Raw genomic sequence first — 17,676 nt, 5'->3', positions numbered from 1 at the left:
TCGGGCATCCTGCTGCCGATGTCGCTGGCCCCCGGCTGGCTGCAGGCGATCAGCGACGTCAACCCGCTCAAGCACGTGGTCGAGGGCACCCGTGCCTTCTTCGACGGCGACTACGGCAGCAGCACCGCGTGGTGGGGTGCTGCGCTCACCATCGCGATGGGCGTGGCGGGCTGGTGGTTCGGCGTCCGACGTTTCCGGCAGGAGTCCAGCTGACGAACGGCGCACCACGCATCACCCGATCGCGTGTCGGAGGGGTGCTTTCGTCAGTACCGGGGCCTAGCGTCGGCGGTGGAGGACGAGCTCACCTCGCCCTCCACGGGAGGCCCGGTTGGTGCGAGGCAGTTCATCCACCAGAGGGGCCGCGTCCTGGCCCCAGCGCCGGGGCCCGGCCACCTTCGAGCCGGGGCGCGCCTTGTCATCAGGGTGCCGCTCCACGGGAGCCGACTCGTGACCACTCGCCGCACCTACGTCCTCGACACCTCCGTGCTCCTCTCCGACCCGGGCGCGCTGCTGCGCTTCGACGAGCACGACGTCGTCGTCCCGCTCGTCGTGATCGGTGAGCTCGAGGACAAGCGCGACCACCCCGACCTCGGCTGGTTCGCCCGACAGACCCTGCGGATGCTCGACGACCTGCGGGTGCAGCACGGCCGGCTGGACGCCCCGCTGCCGGTCGGCGACCAGGGCGGTTCGCTGCACGTCGAGCTGAACCACAGCGACCCGTCGGTGCTGCCGCCCGGGTTCCGCAACGACAGCAACGACAGCCGGATCATGGTCGTCGCGCTCAACCTGCGCAGCGAGGGCCGGGACGTCTGCCTGGTGACGAAGGACGTGCCGCTCCGGGTCAAGGCCGCCGCGGTGGGGCTGGACACCGAGGAGTACCGCGGGCTGGGGGCGGTCGACACCGGCTGGACCGGGATGGCCGAGCTGGCGGTCGAGGAGTCCGACGTCCAGGCGCTCTACGACGCCGGCACGGTCTACCTGCCGGCTGCCGCGGAGCTGCCGACCCACACCGGGCTGGTCATGCTCTCCGGCCGCGGGTCCGCGCTGGGCCGGGTGACCCCGGACAAGCAGGTGCGGCTGGTCCGCGGCGACCGGGACGCCTTCGGCCTGCACGGGCGCTCCGCCGAGCAGCGGGTCGCCCTGGACCTGCTGCTCGACCCGGAGATCGGCATCGTCTCGATGGGCGGCCGGGCCGGCACCGGCAAGTCGGCGCTGGCGCTGTGCGCGGGGCTGGAGTCGGTGATGGAGCGGCGGGCCCACAAGAAGGTGGTGATCTTCCGGCCGCTGTACGCCGTCGGCGGGCAGGAGCTCGGCTACCTGCCGGGCAGCGAGAACGAGAAGATGGCGCCCTGGGCCCAGGCGGTGTTCGACACCCTGGGCGCCCTGGTCTCCGGCGACGTCGTCGAGGAGATCGTGGCCCGCGGGCTGATCGAGGTGCTGCCGCTGACCCACATCCGCGGCCGCTCGCTGCACGACTCGTTCGTGATCGTCGACGAGGCGCAGTCGCTGGAGCGCGGGGTGCTGCTCACCGTGCTCTCCCGGCTGGGCACCAACTCCCGCGTCGTCCTCACCCACGACGTGGCGCAGCGGGACAACCTCCGGGTCGGCCGGCACGACGGCGTGACCGCGGTGATCGACCGACTCAAGGGGCACCCGCTGTTCGCCCACGTGACCCTGACCCGCTCGGAGCGCTCCCCGATCGCCGCCCTCGTGACGGAGATGCTGGAAGACCTCCCCCTCTGACCCGAGCCTGACCCCGCTCTTGCGCCGCTCCCGCTGCTCCCGCGCTGTTGCACCACCGAGAGAGCCCCGGGAACTGCGCAAGAGCGGGTCACCGACGGTGGCTGCCCCGGGTGAACGCACGCCGTAGCCGCGCGGCCACGACGCCGGGCTCCTCCAGTTCGGGCCACGTCCACCGGACCACTTCCCGGCCGAGGTCACGCATCTCGTCCTCCCGCAGCTTCTCCCGGTAGACGACGTCACCGGCCGACTCACCGGGGCGGAGCAGTCGCCCGTACTTGACCCGGCCGTCGAACTCCCCGAGCGTGCGCTGGGCGTCCCAGCCGAAGTCGCAGCGTCCGACCAAGGACCCGTCGGGCCGGCGCACCTCGACCTGCAGGTCCGGTGCGGTCAGCCCGATGCGGTGGATCAGCACCCGGCTCCGGCTCTCACCGACGCTCTCGCTGCGCCGGTCGGCGAAGGCGATGACCCGAGCCGCCCGACGGGTCCCGGGTGCGCCGCCCATTCGTCGCAGTGCGTCGTCGAGCTGCGCTGCCGTGGTGGACCCGAGTGCGAGCGCGGCGTCGGCCGTGACGACCGCCGACTCGAACGTCAGCGTCCGGGCGAGGTCGACGACGGTCCGGGTGACATCGGTCGTGAGCACGCCGTCCACCACGGTGGTCTCCTCGGCGCCCAGCCGGGCGACGTGCAGGTGCACCCGCCTGCTGCTGGCTCCGGACGCGGGGGGAGCGCGGGTGACGTGCACGCGGGCCGAGCCGACCCGCCACGTGGGCAGTCCGTGCAGGACTGCCGCCGACCCGTGGCTGACGGCTCCCGGCAGTCTGAGCCCCGCCACGGTCGCGACGATGACCGCTCGGGCGCGAGCAGCTCGATCAGCCTGCGGGTCGATGTACGCACCGCGCTGCAGGCGGTCGAGCTGCTTGGAGCGGACCAGGCGCGCGAGCTCGCCGTCATCGAAGCCCAGGCGCACCGCCGAGGCGCGGAGCAACACCCCAGGGGGCAGCGGATCGGTCATCCAGCCAGCCTGGCCGGTCCCGCCGCTCCAGGGAGGGGCGGCGGTCAACCTGTGGACGAGGTCCACATCGCTCTCGCGCCGGAGGCCGCGCCTCAGCGCTGTTGCAGCAGCGGACATCCGAGCGCAACTGCGCAGGAGTGCGTGCCGCCCGTCAGGTGGAGGCGGGCTCGTCCGCCGGGGCCGGGCTCGGCCGGGCGCGGCGGGCCGGCGGCGGCGGGGTGGTGGCCCAGCGCAGCAGGCCGACGGCGACCCAGCCGGCGCCCAGGCACCACAGCAGGCGGGTGGTGACGTCGTCCACGGTGAAGTCACCGCGCAGTCCCAGCAGGAACACCGGGATGGCCAGCACGAAGCCGGTCACCACGACGTCCCAGCGGAACGGGCTGATCACGCCTCCATCTCCTCCAGCCGCTCACACAGCAGCGAGGCCCAGCGGTGCGCGGTGGCCCGGGTGCCGTCGACCATGGCCACGGGCACCGGCACGTGGTTCAGCACGGCGGCCGGGTCGGCGGTCGAGTCGGTGTCCTCGACGACGACGGCGTCCAGGCGGGGCAGCCCGTCCAGCCACGGGACGAGGTCCTCGGGCTTGCGGGTGGCGTCCATGACCGCCCAGACCGCCGACGGCGACCAGATCGAGAGCATGTGCTCCATCCACGGCCCGCCGGACGTGCGCAGCGGGGCGTCCACGGCGACGACGGTGACCGCGCCGGTCGCGGCGCTGGTCCGACGGCGTGCCAGGGCGGTCTCCAGCGAGGTGATCCGACTGGCCTCCGGGGCCAGGCCGGCGAGCGCACCCGACGCGGCCCACAGCACGGCCTCGGGCTCCAGCCGCAGCGAGGAGGCCAGCGACCGGGCGGCGGCGAAGGTCTCGGCGCCGGGGCCGACGAGCATCAGCACGTCGCCCGGCTCCGTGGGCGCCGGCGGAGCTGCGGGCAACCGCTCGGACAGGCTCCGGGTCAGCGCCGCGTACACGCCGCGGGCGGCCGCGTCACTGGTGAAGTCCGGCCCCAGCAACGAGTCGGGCAGCCCGAGGGTCAGCAGCCGGATGACCAGCTCCTCCGGCCCGCTCATCGGGTAGGGGGCCAGCGCCGTCGACGACGGCGCGGGGACCAGCCGGGTCACGGTCGCGAGGCGGCCGCCGGGCTCGTCGGCGGCCGGCAGCGCGGCGGCCGGACGGGGCGCCACCGGGAGGGCGGTCGGGTGGGTCGAGGCCTGCGGACGGCCGGACAGCGCGGGGCGGGTGCTCGCCGGCACCGGCGGGCGCGACCGGCGGACCGGCGGGACACCGGGACGGGAGGTCAGCAGCGGCTGCTGTCCACCGCCGAAGTGCGCCGGCGGCATCAGCGACAGCGGCGGCAGGATGGTGGTGGCGTCCAGCGGGAGCGGAGCCGGGTCGCTCGCGGTCCGTGCCATGGCGGGCGCCATGACCGGGGACATGACCGGCGACATGGCCACCGGGACGGCGAACCGCTCCCGCTGGTCGGTCGATGGTGACTCCATGAAGCGGACCTCCTCGGCCGGGGAGTCGTCGACGACGACGGCGTCCACGACGAGGTTCTGGGCGGCCGCGAACTGCGCCGCCCGCTGTGCGACCCGGGCATCGCTGGCGTAGCTGGTGCGGGCGTCGGTCCGGTAGGCGCCGGTGTCGTAGGCGTTGGGCTCGGCGGCGGTGGTCTGGTAGGCCCACGGCTGCGGGACGTCGCGCACCCGGTCCTCGGCCAGTGCCGGGGCCGACCAGCCGCGCGAGGCAGCGGCCTCGACGATCGCCGACGCGGCCGCGAGTGCGGCGTCACCGTCCTGGGCGGCCTCGGCGGCGGACCGGTCGGCACCTGCCTCGGGAGAACGGTGCCGGCCGCGACCGGAGCCGTTGGCGGCCAGGACCTCCTCGAGCAGGTCGGCCAGCTCCTCGTCCGCACTCCGGACGGACTCGACCATCGACAGGGCCGGGGTGGCCGCCTCGAGGTGGGCGAGCTCCGCGCGGGCGACGTCGAGCCGGGCCGCCTCGGTGGCGGCCGCGGCCTCGGCCTCGGCCTCGGCCTGACGGCGGGCGGCCTCGACAGCGGCAGCAGCCTCGGCCCGCAGGCGGGCGGCCTCCGAAGCCGCGACGGCCTCGGCAGCAGCCTGGACCCGGGCCGCCTCGGCGGCGGCAGCCTCGGCTTGGATGCGGGCGGCTTCGGCGGCGGCGGCAGCTTCGGCCTGGATGCGGGCGGCTTCGGCGGCGGCGTCGGCTTCGGCCTGGATGCGGGCGGCTTCGGCGGCGGCGTCGGCTTCGGCCTGGATGCGGGCGGCTTCGGCGGCGGCGGCGGCTTCGGCCTGGATGCGGGCGGCTTCGGCGGCGGCGTCGGCTTCGGCCTGGATGCGGGCGGCTTCGGCGGCGGCGTCGGCTTCGGCCTGGATGCGGGCGGCTTCGGCGGCAGCCTCGGCTTCGGCCTGGATGCGGGCGGCCTCGACCTCGGCCTGGATGCGGGCTGCCTCGACTCGCGCTGCCTCGATCCGTGCTGCTTCGGCCCGCGCAGCCTCGGCCTGCACCCGGGCGGCCTCGGCGGCAGCAGCCTCGATGCGTGCCGTGGCCAGCCGTGCGGCCTCCGCCGCGACGGCGGCGTCCTCGACAGCGGCGTCGGCCGCTGCCTGCACGGGGCTCGAGGCGACCATCCGGGTGAGCGCCGCGGCGAACGGCGAGGGGCCCGACGGCTGCTCGGCGACGGGCGCCGGGGCGGGCCCCGGCGCCAGGTCCTCCGGCGCGAGCATCAGCGTGTGCTTGCTGGGGGTGAACGGTTTGGCCGCCGCCGGGGTCGCGGCGGCGGTCGCCGCACGCGCCGGCCGCGCCGTGGACCGGGCGGCCGAGGGGGAGACCCTCGAGGAGGGGGTCGACCGCTGGGCCGACGGCGCCGCAGCTGCGGTGGTCTCGGGCGCGGTCCGCACCGAGCCGGAACGGCCGTAGAGGTCCACGGCCGGGCTGCCCTGGGCCGCTGCCCCCAGCAGGTCGGCGAGCTCCTTCATCCGGTCGTCCATCGACGGCGCAGCCGGCCGTGCGGGGGCGGCCGGGTCCTTCAGCACGGCGGCCGAACCGGTGCTCGGCCCGGTGGCCGAACCGGCCGTGGGCACCTCGACCTCGGCGATGAACCGCTCGTTGGTGAAGAAGCCGAACATGCCGCCGGAACGGATGCGGCGCACCCCGACCACTCGGGCCGAGGCCCCGAACTCTGCACGCGCGGCCGCGATGGCCTCCTCACGCGTGGCTGCCTCAACGGATCGCGACGGCACCGCTCACCACTCCCAGTGACTCGATCTGTGCCGTGCGGGACACCTCGTTGTACGAGATGACCGACAGGCGGGGCAGGACCTGGCGGACCAGGCGGGACAGTGCGGCTCGCACCTGCGGTGAGCAGACGAGCACGGGGGAGAGGTTCAGGCGCTCGGCGTCGTCGAGGAGCTCGGTGCAGCCGCGGACCAGGACGTCGACGGTGTGCCCGTCCAGCGCGAGCACCTGGCCGCCCTCGGTGGGGCGCACGGCCTCCAGGAGCCGCTGCTCGAACGACGGCTCGAGGGTGATGACGTGCAGCCGCTCCTCCTCGGTCACGTACGGGTGGCTGATGGCCGCGCCCAGGGCGGTGCGGGCCGCCTCGACCAGGCCGTCGAGGTCGGTGGAGACCTTGGCCCGCAGGGACAGGGCCTCGAAGATGCGCACCAGGTCGCGGATCGACACCCCCTCGTCCAGCAGGGCCTGCAGGACCCGCTGCACCTCGCCGAGGCTGAGCAGCGCCGGGGTGAGCTCGTCGGCGACGGCCGGGTGCGAGCGGCGGATCATCTCGACCAGCACCTTGACGTCCTCCCGGCCCAGCAGCGCCGAGGCGTTCTGCCGGACGACCTCGGCCAGGTGGGTGGTGATCACCGAGGAGCGGTCGACGACGGTCGCGCCGGCCATCTCGGCCTGCCGCTGGAGCTCGGCGGGCACCCACTTGGCGGCCAGCCCGAAGACCGGCTCCCGGGTCGCCTTGCCCGGCAGCCCGTCGAGGTGGTCACCGATGGCGAGGACCGTGCCGGCCGGGGACGTGCCCTTGGCCGCGGGGACGCCGTTGAGCCAGATGACGTACTGCGAGGCGGGCAGGTCCAGGTTGTCCCGGGTGCGGACCAGCGGGATGACCAGCCCGGTCTCCATGGCGACCTTGCGGCGCAGCGCCTTGACGCGGTCCAGGAGGTCGCCCCCGCGGGCGGTGTCCACCAGCTCGACCAGGTCGAAGGCGACCTCCAGCTCCAGGGGGTCCACCCGCATCCGGTCGGCGATCGCCTCGGGGGAGTCGGGCTGCGGCTCGGCGGCGACGGCGTCCGCGGGCGTGCCCTCGTCGTCGTCCTCGTCGACCCGGTCGGTGAGCCGGGTGGAGATGAACAGGACCAGGCCGCCGATCAGCAGGAACGGCAGCTTGGGCAGGCCGGGGATCAGGCACAGGGCCAGCGAGGCGAGGCCGGCGATGCGCACCGGCTGCTTGGCGCGGCTGAGCTGGCTGATCAGGTCCGAGCCCATGTCGCCCTGGGAGGCCGAGCGGGTGACGATCAGGCCGGTGGCGGTGGAGATCAGCAGCGCCGGGATCTGGGAGACCAGGCCGTCGCCGACCGACAGCAGCGAGTAGGTGGTGACGGCCTCGCCCGGGGCCATGCCGCGCTGCAGCACGCCGATCGCGAAGCCGCCGATCAGGTTGATCAGCGTGACGATGATGGCGGCGATGGCGTCGCCCTTGACGAACTTGCTGGCGCCGTCCATCGAGCCGTAGAAGTCGGCCTCGGCGGTGACGTCGCTGCGCCGCTTGCGGGCCTGCTTCTCGTTGATCAGGCCGGCGTTCAGGTCGGCGTCGATGGCCATCTGCTTGCCGGGCATCGCGTCGAGGGTGAAGCGGGCGCCGACCTCGGCGACGCGGCCGGCGCCGTTGGTGATGACGACGAACTGGATGATCGTGAGGATCACGAAGATGACCAGGCCGACGATCAGCGAGCCGCCGATCACGAAGTGCCCGAAGGCCTCGATGACCTTGCCGGCGTAACCGTCGGTGAGGACCAGCCGGGTCGAGGAGACGTTGAGCGCGAGTCGCATCAGCGTCGCGATCAGCACCAGTGACGGGAAGATCGCGAAGTCCAGCGGCCGCCTGATGTTCATCGACACCAGCAGGATCAGCAGCGACCCGACGATGTTCAGCGCCAGGAGCAGGTCCAGCACGGGGGCCGGCAGCGGCACCACGAGCATCAGGACGATCGAGACCACCCCGATGGGGACGGCGGCCTTCGTCAGCTTTCCCACGAGACCTCGTTCCTGTGCGGTGCGCTACGGCGGCGGAGGAATGCGCCGGTGCGCCCCCCACCGCCTTCTCGGCAGTCCGGGGAACGGGCGGTACCGCTGGGCGGGTCCGCCACACCGTGCGTCCCAACCGCTCCGCGGGCCTCAGGGAGACCGGTCGGCCGTCAGCGGCGCCGGCCGGCGCGGGGCAGCCCTTCGGTGGCCGGTGCCTCGAAGCCGGGCCGGTGCATGCCGCCGCTCACGCCGCGCGCCGAGAGGTGCATGACGAAGGCCAGCACCCGGGCGACGGCGGTGAACAGCTGGGCCGGCACCTCCTGGCCCAGGTCGCAGGAGGCGTGCAGGGCCCGGGCCAGGGGGATGTCCTGGACCATCGGCACCTTGCACTCCTCGGCCCGGGCGCGCAGCCGGGCGGCCATCTCGTCGGCGCCCTTGGCCACCACCCGGGGGGCGCCCTTCATCGGGTCGTACTTGAGTGCGACGGCGACGTGGGTGGGGTTGACCAGCAGCACGTCGGCGTCGGCGACCTCGGACATCATCCGGTTGCGGGACATCGACAGCTGGGTGGAGCGGCGCTGGGCCTTCATCTGCGGGTCGCCCTCGGCCTGTTTGTGCTCCTGCTTGATCTCGTAGACGCTCATCTTGAGCTGCTTCATCATCTTGTGCCGCACCACCACGTAGTCCGCGACCGCGATGACCAGGCCGGTGATGCCCACGACGCGGAACATCAGCACCGCGGAGTCGGTGAAGGTGTGCACGACCTCCGACAGCGGCAGCGCACCGGAGGCGGAGACCAGTTGCATGGCGTTGTCGGACGTCACGCCGATGACGGTCGCCAGCGCGACGGTCTTGATGATCGCCTTGGTCGCCTCCCAGAGGCCCTGGGTGCCGAACATCCGCTTGATCCCGGGGAAGGGGTTCAGCTTCTTCAACGTCGGCTTCATCGCCTTCGTGGCGATCGTGACCCCGCCCTGGGACGCCGAGGCGATCGTGCCGATCACCATCATCGCCAGGGCCATCGGCAGCAGCGCGGTCATGAAGACGGCCAGCGCGGTGCCGAACAGTGCCTGCATCGTGGCCTGCTGCGGGTCCTTGGCGATCACGCCGACCTGCACGAACAGCTCCTGGATGGAGCTGAACGCACCGCCCACGAGCATGGGCAGCAGCACGCTCGCCGCGGCCGCGCCCAGCCAGGTGCCCAGTTCCTGGGTGCGCGGGATCTGCCCGTCCTTGCGGGCCTTCTTGAGCTTCTGCGGTGTCGGCTTCTCTGTCTTCTCGCCGCCAGGACCGTCCTTGGCCATCAGTCACCTCCTCCGGGTCAGCCGCTGCGCAGCGAGGTGATCGCGTCGAGCGCGGAGTCCAGGAGCCCGTCCAGCGCCGGCGGCAGCAGCGGGAAGGTCAGCCCCAGCAGGGTCAGGGTGATCATGATCTTGAGCGGGAAGCCGAAGGCGAAGATGTTCAGCGCCGGCGCGGCCTTGGACAGCAGGGCGAGCGCGACGTCGGCCAGCAGCAGCACCGCCACCAGCGGTCCGGCGATCTGCAGCGCGGCCAGGAACATCATCGAGAAGGCAGTGATCAGGACCGAGCCCAGCTGGTCGGTGGGCAGCGAGCCGCCCACCGGCAGCCCCTCGTAGGAGGTGACGAATCCCCGCACCAGCAGCAGGTGGCCGTTGCTGGTGAACAGCAGGGTGATGGCGAGCAGGTAGTGCAGCCGGCCGATCACCCCCTGCGTGGTCAGCGACATCGGGTCGTAGGCCGGCTGCAGGGAGAACCCGCCGGTCACGTCGATCAGGTCACCGGCCAGCTGGACGGCGCTGAACAGCAGCTGGACGACGAAGCCCAGCGCGGCGCCGATGACCGCCTCGGTGACCGCAGTCGCGATGAGGAAGCCGGCGGTGACCTCCGGGATGGTGCCGGAGATGTGCGGGAACGTGACCAGGGCGATGCAGAGGGCGAGTGCGCCCTTGACCACCCGCGGGATGCCGTTGGAGTTGAACGGCGGGGCCAGGGCGATGAACCCGGCAGCCCGCGTGCTGGCCAGCAGCAGCGCCGCGAGGGTCGCGGAGGGGACCTCGAGGTCCACTGCGGCCTCAGGTCCTGCCGAGCAACCGCGGCAGCGACTCGAACAGCTGGTCGGTGAAGGAGACCAGCTCCGAGAGCACCCAGTTGCCGGTCACCAACAGCGCGATCGCCACCGCGATCATCTTCGGCACGAAGGACAGCGTCGGTTCCTGGATCTGGGTGGCCGCCTGGAACAGGGAGATCATGAAGCCGACCAGCAGTGCGGTCAGCAGGATCGGGGCGGACACCTTCGCCGCCACGATCATCGTCTGGGTGGCGATCTCGGTGACGTCGGCGTCGCTCATTGCGTGCCTCCGAGCTCGTTCCGCTCCTCGGTTGCTGGCGCTCCCTGCGATGCTCGCTCGCACGTCGTCACGCGGCTCATCCGTACGACCCGACCAGTGCCGTGGTCACCAGCGCCCAGCCGTCGACGATCACGAAGAGCATCAGCTTGAACGGCAGGGACACGATCGTCGGCGGCACCATCATCATGCCCATCGCCATCAGCGCGGCGCTGACCAGCATGTCCAGCACCAGGAACGGGATGAAGACGACCAGGCCGATGATGAAGGCGCTCTTCAGCTCCGAGAGCACGAACGCCGGGACCAGGGTCAGCATGCTCACCGACGCCGCGTCCGCCGGCGCCTCCTCACCGGAGAGCCCGACCATCAGCTTGAGCTCGTCGTCCCGGGTGTTGGCCAGCAGGAAGCCCTTCAGCGGCTCGACACCGGTGTCGTAGGCGGCCGAGGCGTTCATGGTGCCGTCCAGGTAGGGCTGGACGGCGAGCTCGTTGATCTCGCTGAACACCGGGCCCATCACGAAGATGGTCAGGAACAGCGCGATCCCGGTGAGCACCTGGTTCGGCGGTGAGGTGGGCAGGCCCAGCGCGTTGCGGGTCAGCGCCAGCACCACGAGGATCTTGGTGAACGAGGTCACCAGCAGCAGCGCCGACGGCGCGATCGACAGCACGGTGATCGCCAGGATCAGCGTCACCGCGGTGCTCGGGCTGTCCCCGCCGATGGAGATGTCCAGGCCGCCGTCGTCCACGACCGGGGCGACCGGCTCGGACGGCGGGACCGGCGCGGTGGGGGCGGCCGAGGCCGGGCCGGCCAGCCAGAGCATCAGCAGCACCGTGCCCAGCAGCAGCAACGGCAGCAGCCAGGCCGCACGGCGGCGGGCGGGGCCGGACGTCGGCGGCGGCGCCGACAGCCGGACGGGAACGGCGGTCATCAGCGGCGCACCGTCCGCTCGCGCAGCTCGTGCACCACCGACGTCCACGTGCCGCGGTCGAGCACCGAGCCGGCCAGGGCACCGCTGCCCGCCCGCGGCACCGGGACCCGGGCGGCAGGCAGCTCGGTGGTCTCGCCGTTCGCACCGACCGCGGGGCGGGCCTGGGCGGCGAGGGCGGCCTGCAGCTCCTCGTCCTCGACCTCGGCCAGCAGGGTGACCTGCTCCTCGGTCGAGCCGACCACCAGCACCCGGCCGGCGACGCGCAGCACCGAGACGCTGCTGGCCCGGCCCATCCGCTGGCGGGCGACGACCTCGATGACGCCGGTGGGGCCACCGAGCCCGCGCTTCTTCGCGACCTTGCTGGCGAAGAGCAGGACCGCGGCGACGAACACGAGCGACAGGACCAGGCGGACGATCATCCAGCTCATGCGGGCGGAGTCCCGTACTCGCCGGCCTCGGTCACGATCTCGCTGATCCGCAGGCCGAAGTCCTCGTCGACGACGACGATCTCGCCGCGGGCGATCAGGGTGCCGTTGACCAGCAGGTCCGCCGGCGCACCGGCGGCGCGGTCGAGCTCGATGACCTCGCCGGGGTGGAGGGAGAGCAGCTCGGACACGGTCATCCGGGTCCGGCCGATCTCGACGGTGACCTCCATGGCCACGTTGCGCAGCAGGTCCAGGCTGCCGCGCCGCTCCCGCGGGCGGGGCAGGGTGACCTGCAGGGCCAGCGTGGCGGCGATCTCCGTGCCGTTGATCAGCGGGACGGCGAGGAAGACGCCCTTGTCCCGCAGCCCGTCCAGCGCCGCGACGACGTCCTCGACCCGCTCGGCCGCGACGCGCACCCGGCCGAGAGCGGCGGCGGCGGCCTCGAGCGCGGGGCGCAGCGCGGTGGCGACGTCCATCGGCCCGACCGGGGAGTTGGTCAGCGCGCTGACGATCTCCTCGGAGAGCACCAGCACGATGTCGCCGCTGACCTCGCCGCCCAGTGCGGCGGTGACGGCGGCCCCGGGGGTCGGGGGGAGCGGGACCGACTCGGGGTCGGCCACCGTCTCCCCGGCCCGGAGGACGAGCTCGGCGGGCATGGCGGCTGCTGCGGCCTGGGCCGCGGCAGCGACGGCTGCAGCGATGGTGTCGGAGTCCGACGAGCGGTCGGTGCCGAAGGCGGTGGTCATGCGGGGTCCTTTCCGCCGGTCGAGGTGTCGGGGACGATCTCGGCCGCCAGGCGGCGCCGGTGGTTGCTGGGGAGGGCGTGGGCGAAGGTCACGTCGTTGGTGGTGACCTGCAGCGGGCTGTCCTGGGCGTGGCGGAGCAGCAGCACGTCGCCGACGGCCAGGGACAAGAGGTCACCGGAGGGGACGTCCAGCGGGTTGAACCGCACGCTCACGTCGACGGGGACGTCGTTGATCCGCTCGGTGATCGCCTCGAGGGCCCGCTGCCGCTTGTGCTTCGCGACGTCCGACAGCTGCGGGGAGGCGGCGTTGTTCAGCGGGCCGACGAAGGAGCCGAAGGGCAGCACGAGGGTGACCTCGGGCTCCCGGGCACCGATCCGCATGCTGTAGGTCGCGACCATGACCGTCTCGGAACCGGAGGCGGCCTGGGCGAGCTGCGGGTTGTACTCGACGCTGTCGAGCGCGGGCTTCAGCGCGGTGACCGGGGCGAACGCCTGGCCGAGCTCGTCGAGCAGCCGGGCCAGGAGGTGGCCGGTGATGGCGCTCTCCATGCCCGTCATCGGCCGGTTCGGCTGGTCGCCGGCGCCGGAGCCACCGAGCATGTGGTCGACCATGGCCATCGCGGAGTCCAGCGGCCAGGCGAGCACGCCCTTGCCGGCCAGCGGCTCGAGGGTGAACGTCGCCACGAAGTACGACGACGGCAGGGTGGCGATGTAGTCGTCGTAGGAGAACTGCTCGATGCCGGTCAGCTCGACCCGGACGCCGGTGCGGAGCAGGGAGGTCAGGGTCGTCGTCGCCTGACGGGCGAAGGACTCCTGGGTGATCTGCAGGATCCGGACGTGCTCACGGGACAGCTTCGTCGGACGACGGAAGTCGTAGGTGCGCGGTTCCCGGCGTCGGGCGCGCGCCTGCCCCTCAGGGGGTCGGGGGGCGGCGGCGCTCGGGGCGTCGGCCACGGTGTCGGACAGGCTCACGCATGTCCTCATCGGCGGGGGGCGCGGTGACCCTGACCGCCGGACACCAGCCGGCGCCGAGGAGCTCGGCGCCGGCTGGTGCAGGTGTTCCCCGGTGGGGACGGTGGGGGAGGAGCGTCAGCCGTTCCCACACCCGTGAGGTGTTGGAACGGCCCCCTTGCAGGGTCCCGGCACGAGCGTGCGAGTGCTGGGGGGCAAGGGGGTCCTTCTACTGGGTGACGTACTCCGTGTACCAGAGCTCGTAGACGTCGCCGTGGTAGGCCTCGACGACCGCCGCCTCGAAGGCGGCCTTCATCGCCTCCCGGTTGGTCTGCACGTCGGACAGGGCAGCCCCGGAGAACTGGGAGATGGCGATGTCCATCGCCTTCGAACCGTCCGGGGTGGCGCCACCGCCGTGCCCGCCGCCGGCGTGCTCGTCGTAGGCGAGGGAGAACTGCAGCGTGAAGCCGAGCTTCAGGTAGCTCCCGCCGGCCAGGTTGATGGCCACCGACTCCACCGGGAGGACGACGCTGCCGGCCTCCGGCGCGGGCTCGGCCACCGCCTCGCCGCTGCCGCTGAAGACGAAGAAGTACGCGGCGGCGCCGATCGCCAGGACGGCGACCAGCCCCATGATCAGCAGCTTCTTCTTGCCGCCGCCCTTGGCGCCGTCGGCGTCCTCGGGCTCTTCCTGCTTCTTCTTGCTCATTCCTGGCTCCCCTCGGAGGTCGTGCCGTCGGCCTGGGTGGCCTGCGTGATCTGGGTGGCCGCCTCGATGCCGGGCAGCAGTGCGTTGGCCTCGGGGGAGGCGGTGGACAGGAGGACGACGTCCACCCGTCGGTTCACGGTCACGTAGGACGGGTCGGTGTCGGGCACGAGCGGCCGGGTGTCGCTGTAGCCGACCGCCGACATGCGGTCCTGCCCGACGGCGTTGGCGTCCACCAGGTGCCGCAGCACGGTGGTGGCCCGGACGGCCGACAGCTCCCAGTTCGACGGCCACGGGCCTCCGCGGGTGACCGGCAGCGAGTTCGCGTGGCCCTCGACCCGGACCAGGTTGGGCAGGTCCCGGATCGCCGGGCCCATGGCGCTGAGCACGGTCACCCCCTGCGGCAGCAGGGCAGCGGACTCCGGGGCGAAGAGCACGGGGTCGGAGACCACGCGCACGACCAGGCCCCGTTCGTCGATGATGAACTGGGCGGCCCCGGACTGGCCGGCTTCGGCCAGCGCCGCGGCGATCGCCGCCCGCGCCGCCGCGAGCTGGTCGTAGGACGACTCCGCCTCGGCGGCGACGGCCCGCGCCTTCGCCTCGGCGGCCGCCACGGCCGCGGCCTGCTCCGCCTCGGTCTGCGCGGTGCCGTCGATGGCGGCCTCCTGGGCCACCTGGACCGGCTTGAGCGGGCTGTCGTTCTCGATCGGTGCGGCGATGGCGGCGCCGTCGTTGAGGATGGTCACCGGGGCGCCGGCGCCCTCGCGCGCGCCGTTGGCGAAGGCGGTGAACTTGGCCAGGTCGATCGAGCTCATCGCGTAGAGCACCACGAACAGCACGAACAGCAGGGTCATCATGTCGAAGCCGGACACCAGCCACCGTTCGTGGTTCTCGTGCTCCTCGTGCTCCTCGTGCTTCTTGGCCCGGCGGCCACCGTGGCCCCCGTGCCCGCCGCTCTTGCTCATGCCGCCTCGCGCTGCTGCTCACTGGGCGGCACCAGCGAGGTCAGCTTGGCGCGCACGGTGCGCGGGCTGGTGCCCGCCTGGATCTCGGCGATGCCCTCGACGAGCAACTCCATCTGCGCGGCCTGCAGCGCGCTGACCCGCAGGATCTTCGCGCCCATCGGCAGGAACCAGAAGTTGGCCGCCATGACGCCCCACAGCGTGGCGATGAACGCCGCGGAGACCATCGGGCCCAGCGCCTCCGGGTTGCTGAGGCTGCCCATCACGTTCATCAGGCCGACGATGCAGCCGAGGATGCCGATGGTCGGCGCGTAGCCGCCCATGTTGTTCATGAACTTGGCGGCGACCTTGTCCTCGGTCTTCTTGGCCGAGATCTCGCCCTCGAGGATGCTGCGCAGGTCCTCCGGGTCGGTACCGTCGATGCTCATCTGCAGGCCGCGCTTGAGGAACGGGTCGTCGATGTCCTTGACCTGGGCCTCCAGTGCGAGCAGCCCTTCCTTGCGGGCCTTCTCGGCCAGGCTCACCAGGACCTGGATCTGCTCGCTGGCCGGCGGCACCTTGCCCGGCACCAGGGCCATCTTGAACCAGTTGGGCATCTTCTTGAGGTCGTCCATCGTCTGGCTGGCCATCGCCGCGCCGAAGGTCGCGACGACCACCAGGACGATCGCCGGGAGGAAGATCAGCGAGGTCGGGTCGGCGCCTTCGAGGATCATGAAGACGACCAGCGCGATGATGGAGACGACGAACCCGATGAGGGTGGCGGGGTCCATGGGTCAGCGCTCTTCTCGGCTCGGGAACGGCAGGACCGAGGAGTCCTCGGTGCCCTTCGCGGTGTGTGCGGTCGGCATCCGGTACTCGCCGCGGTCCATCTGGAAGGCGACTGCCTGGATGCTGGCCCGGTAGTCGCGGACCTCACGGACGACCTGGTCGACGGTCTCGGTGACGACGTACTTGGTGTCGTCGCGGAGCGTGATGACGGTGTCGGGGTGGCCCTCCACGCGCTGGATGAGCTCGACGTTGAGCACGAAGTGCTCGCCGTTGAGGCGCGTCAGACGGATCACGGACTGCTCCAGGGGTCGGGTGCGGCGGTCTCGCCACGAACGGGCCTCATCGCGCCGCAGTCAGGTCATCGGCGTGTCGAGGGCGGTGCTTGAGCTGAACGGCCCGGTCCCCCCGACGGGGTGACCGGGCCATCCGCGCAGGTAGCGCCTCAGCCCCCACCAAAATGGCCATCTTGGTGGGGGGAGGGATCAGCGCTTGAGCTGGACCAGGTCCTGGAGGATCTCGTCGGAGGTGGTGATCACGCGGCTGTTGGCCTGGAAGCCGCGCTGGGCCACGATCAGGCCGGTGAACTCCTCGGCCAGGTCGACGTTGGACATCTCCAGCGCGCCGGCCGACAGGCTGCCGCGGCCACCGGTGCCGGCCTGGCCGACCAGCGGGTTGCCGGAGTTGTCGCCGGCCCGGAACGAGCTGTTGCCGGCCTTCTCCAGGCCGCCCGGGTTGGTGAAGGTGGCCAGCGCGAGCTGCCCGATGTTCTGCCGCAGCCCGTTGGAGTAGATCCCGACGATCGTGCCGTCGCTGGCCAGCGAGTAGCCCTGCAGCACGCCCATCGCCGAGCCGCTGTCGGCGGTGGTCTTGGCCGCGGCGTCGCTCTTCCCGCCGAACTGGGTCAACTTGGAGAGGTCGATGTCGACGTCCTTCGTCCATGCCCCGCCGGCCGCGGGGAGGGAGTACGTGGCCGGGGCGGGGGCGATCAGCGTGCCGGCCGGCTGGCCGGCGACCGTGCCGTCGGCGAACTGCAGCGTGACGCTGCCCAGCGCGGTCCCCGCCGAGTCGGCCGTCGCGGTCGAGGTGTCGGTGAAGTTGACCGTCCAGCTGTTGGCCGGGGTCGCGTTGCGGGTCATCGCCACGTTGACCGGGTGGGCGTTGCCCAGGTCGTCGTACATGCTGATCTGCGAGGTCACTGCGGTCTCGCCGGCGACCGGGGTGGCCGAGAGGTTGCCGGCCAGTGACGCGCCGGTGGTGGCGACGGGGGCGAGCACCTGGCCGGTGGGGATCCGCAGGTCCACCAGCGGGCCATTGGGGTCGACCACCCCGAGCGCGTTGGCCATCCAGCCCTGCAGCTTCTCCCCGTCGGGGGTGACCAGGTTGCCGACGCCGTCGGTGTCGAAGGAGCCGGCCCGGGTGTAGAGCTGCTCGTTGCCGACCTTGGTCACGAAGAAGCCGTCGCCGCTGATCATGAAGTCGCTGGCCCGGCCGGTGTTCTGGGTCGAGCCCTGGCCGAAGTTCGTGGTGATGCCGGCGACCTTCACGCCGAGGCCGACCTGCGCCGGGTTGGTGCCGGCGACGTCGCCGTTGGGCGCTGCGCCGTTGCGGAGCACCTGGCTCAGCGTGTCCTCGAAGACGGTCTGGCTGGCCTTGAAACCGACGGTGTTGACGTTGGCGATGTTGTTGCCGGCGACGTCGAGCTTGGTCTGGTGGGCGCGCAGACCGGAGATGGCCGAGAACATGGAACGAAGCACGGTGGAGCTCCTCGCGATCGGTGATCGGTGTGGGGGGAGGG

At 72.4% G+C, this 17,676-nt stretch carries 18 protein-coding genes; 2 read left to right on the top strand and 16 right to left on the bottom strand.

The annotated features are described in order from the left end of the window. On the top strand, positions 1-213 hold a 213-nt coding region (locus G5C62_RS18135), incomplete at its 5' end, for an ABC transporter permease (protein ID WP_164702129.1). A gap of 234 nt (positions 214-447) precedes the next feature. Further along, a complete protein-coding gene (locus G5C62_RS18130) occupies positions 448-1,743 on the top strand; it encodes a PhoH family protein (protein ID WP_164702128.1) in 1,296 nt (431 codons plus the stop codon). An 88-nt stretch (positions 1,744-1,831) separates the two neighbouring features. On the opposite strand, the gene G5C62_RS18125 is transcribed toward G5C62_RS18130, so the two are convergent. The 16 genes from G5C62_RS18125 to G5C62_RS18050 form a co-directional block, all read right to left on the bottom strand. Then, the gene (locus G5C62_RS18125; protein ID WP_164702127.1) at positions 1,832-2,755 is read right to left on the bottom strand and encodes a hypothetical protein; all 924 of its coding nucleotides are present in this window, start codon (positions 2,753-2,755) and stop codon (positions 1,832-1,834) included. A gap of 151 nt (positions 2,756-2,906) precedes the next feature. Next, positions 2,907-3,143 carry a hypothetical protein gene (locus tag G5C62_RS18120; RefSeq protein WP_231558544.1) on the bottom strand — a complete coding sequence of 79 codons (237 nt, stop codon included), beginning with the start codon at positions 3,141-3,143 and terminating at the stop codon, positions 2,907-2,909. Then, positions 3,140-5,926 carry a hypothetical protein gene (locus G5C62_RS18115; protein ID WP_164702126.1) on the bottom strand — a complete coding sequence of 929 codons (2,787 nt, stop codon included), beginning with the start codon at positions 5,924-5,926 and terminating at the stop codon, positions 3,140-3,142. The genes G5C62_RS18120 and G5C62_RS18115 overlap by 4 nt, the downstream gene beginning before the upstream one ends. A gap of 70 nt (positions 5,927-5,996) precedes the next feature. Further along, positions 5,997-8,042 (bottom strand): flagellar biosynthesis protein FlhA, encoded by a 2,046-nt coding sequence (flhA, locus tag G5C62_RS18110; protein WP_164702125.1) that lies wholly within the window; start codon positions 8,040-8,042, stop codon positions 5,997-5,999. A gap of 161 nt (positions 8,043-8,203) precedes the next feature. Beyond that, positions 8,204-9,337, bottom strand: coding sequence for a flagellar biosynthesis protein FlhB (locus G5C62_RS18105; RefSeq protein WP_036336252.1), 1,134 nt, complete (start codon positions 9,335-9,337; stop codon positions 8,204-8,206). Positions 9,338-9,354: 17 nt separating this feature from the next. Next, the gene (gene fliR / locus G5C62_RS18100) at positions 9,355-10,119 is read right to left on the bottom strand and encodes a flagellar biosynthetic protein FliR (protein ID WP_164702124.1); all 765 of its coding nucleotides are present in this window, start codon (positions 10,117-10,119) and stop codon (positions 9,355-9,357) included. Positions 10,120-10,126: 7 nt separating this feature from the next. Further along, positions 10,127-10,402, bottom strand: coding sequence for a flagellar biosynthesis protein FliQ (gene fliQ, locus G5C62_RS18095; protein ID WP_036336255.1), 276 nt, complete (start codon positions 10,400-10,402; stop codon positions 10,127-10,129). 76 nt (positions 10,403-10,478) lie between these two features. After that, on the bottom strand, positions 10,479-11,327 hold the full coding sequence (fliP, locus tag G5C62_RS18090; protein ID WP_164702123.1) for a flagellar type III secretion system pore protein FliP: 849 nt from the start codon (positions 11,325-11,327) through the stop codon (positions 10,479-10,481). After that, entirely contained in the window at positions 11,327-11,755 is a 429-nt protein-coding gene (locus G5C62_RS18085) for a flagellar biosynthetic protein FliO (RefSeq protein WP_164702122.1), read from the bottom strand. The genes fliP and G5C62_RS18085 overlap by 1 nt, the downstream gene beginning before the upstream one ends. Continuing rightward, the gene (gene fliN, locus G5C62_RS18080; RefSeq protein WP_164702121.1) at positions 11,752-12,498 is read right to left on the bottom strand and encodes a flagellar motor switch protein FliN; all 747 of its coding nucleotides are present in this window, start codon (positions 12,496-12,498) and stop codon (positions 11,752-11,754) included. Before fliN ends, G5C62_RS18085 begins: the two co-directional genes overlap by 4 nt. After that, positions 12,495-13,469 (bottom strand): flagellar motor switch protein FliM, encoded by a 975-nt coding sequence (locus tag G5C62_RS18075; RefSeq protein WP_241175969.1) that lies wholly within the window; start codon positions 13,467-13,469, stop codon positions 12,495-12,497. Before G5C62_RS18075 ends, fliN begins: the two co-directional genes overlap by 4 nt. Positions 13,470-13,677: 208 nt before the next feature. Then, positions 13,678-14,154, bottom strand: a complete 477-nt coding sequence (locus tag G5C62_RS18070; protein WP_036336260.1) for a flagellar basal body-associated protein FliL — start codon at positions 14,152-14,154, stop codon at positions 13,678-13,680. Further along, positions 14,151-15,116 (bottom strand): flagellar motor protein MotB, encoded by a 966-nt coding sequence (locus G5C62_RS18065; RefSeq protein WP_164702119.1) that lies wholly within the window; start codon positions 15,114-15,116, stop codon positions 14,151-14,153. The genes G5C62_RS18070 and G5C62_RS18065 overlap by 4 nt, the downstream gene beginning before the upstream one ends. After that, entirely contained in the window at positions 15,113-15,883 is a 771-nt protein-coding gene (locus G5C62_RS18060) for a motility protein A (RefSeq protein ID WP_164702118.1), read from the bottom strand. The genes G5C62_RS18065 and G5C62_RS18060 overlap by 4 nt, the downstream gene beginning before the upstream one ends. Positions 15,884-15,886: 3 nt before the next feature. Next, entirely contained in the window at positions 15,887-16,174 is a 288-nt protein-coding gene (locus G5C62_RS18055; RefSeq protein ID WP_036336264.1) for a flagellar FlbD family protein, read from the bottom strand. A 189-nt stretch (positions 16,175-16,363) separates the two neighbouring features. Then, the gene (locus tag G5C62_RS18050) at positions 16,364-17,635 is read right to left on the bottom strand and encodes a flagellar hook protein FlgE (protein WP_164702117.1); all 1,272 of its coding nucleotides are present in this window, start codon (positions 17,633-17,635) and stop codon (positions 16,364-16,366) included. Between the last annotated feature and the right edge of the window lie 41 nt (positions 17,636-17,676).

Source organism: Modestobacter sp. KNN46-3, assembly GCF_011039295.1.
Note: the sequence above shows the minus strand (reverse complement) of the source record. Positions and strands in the feature narration are given on the sequence as shown.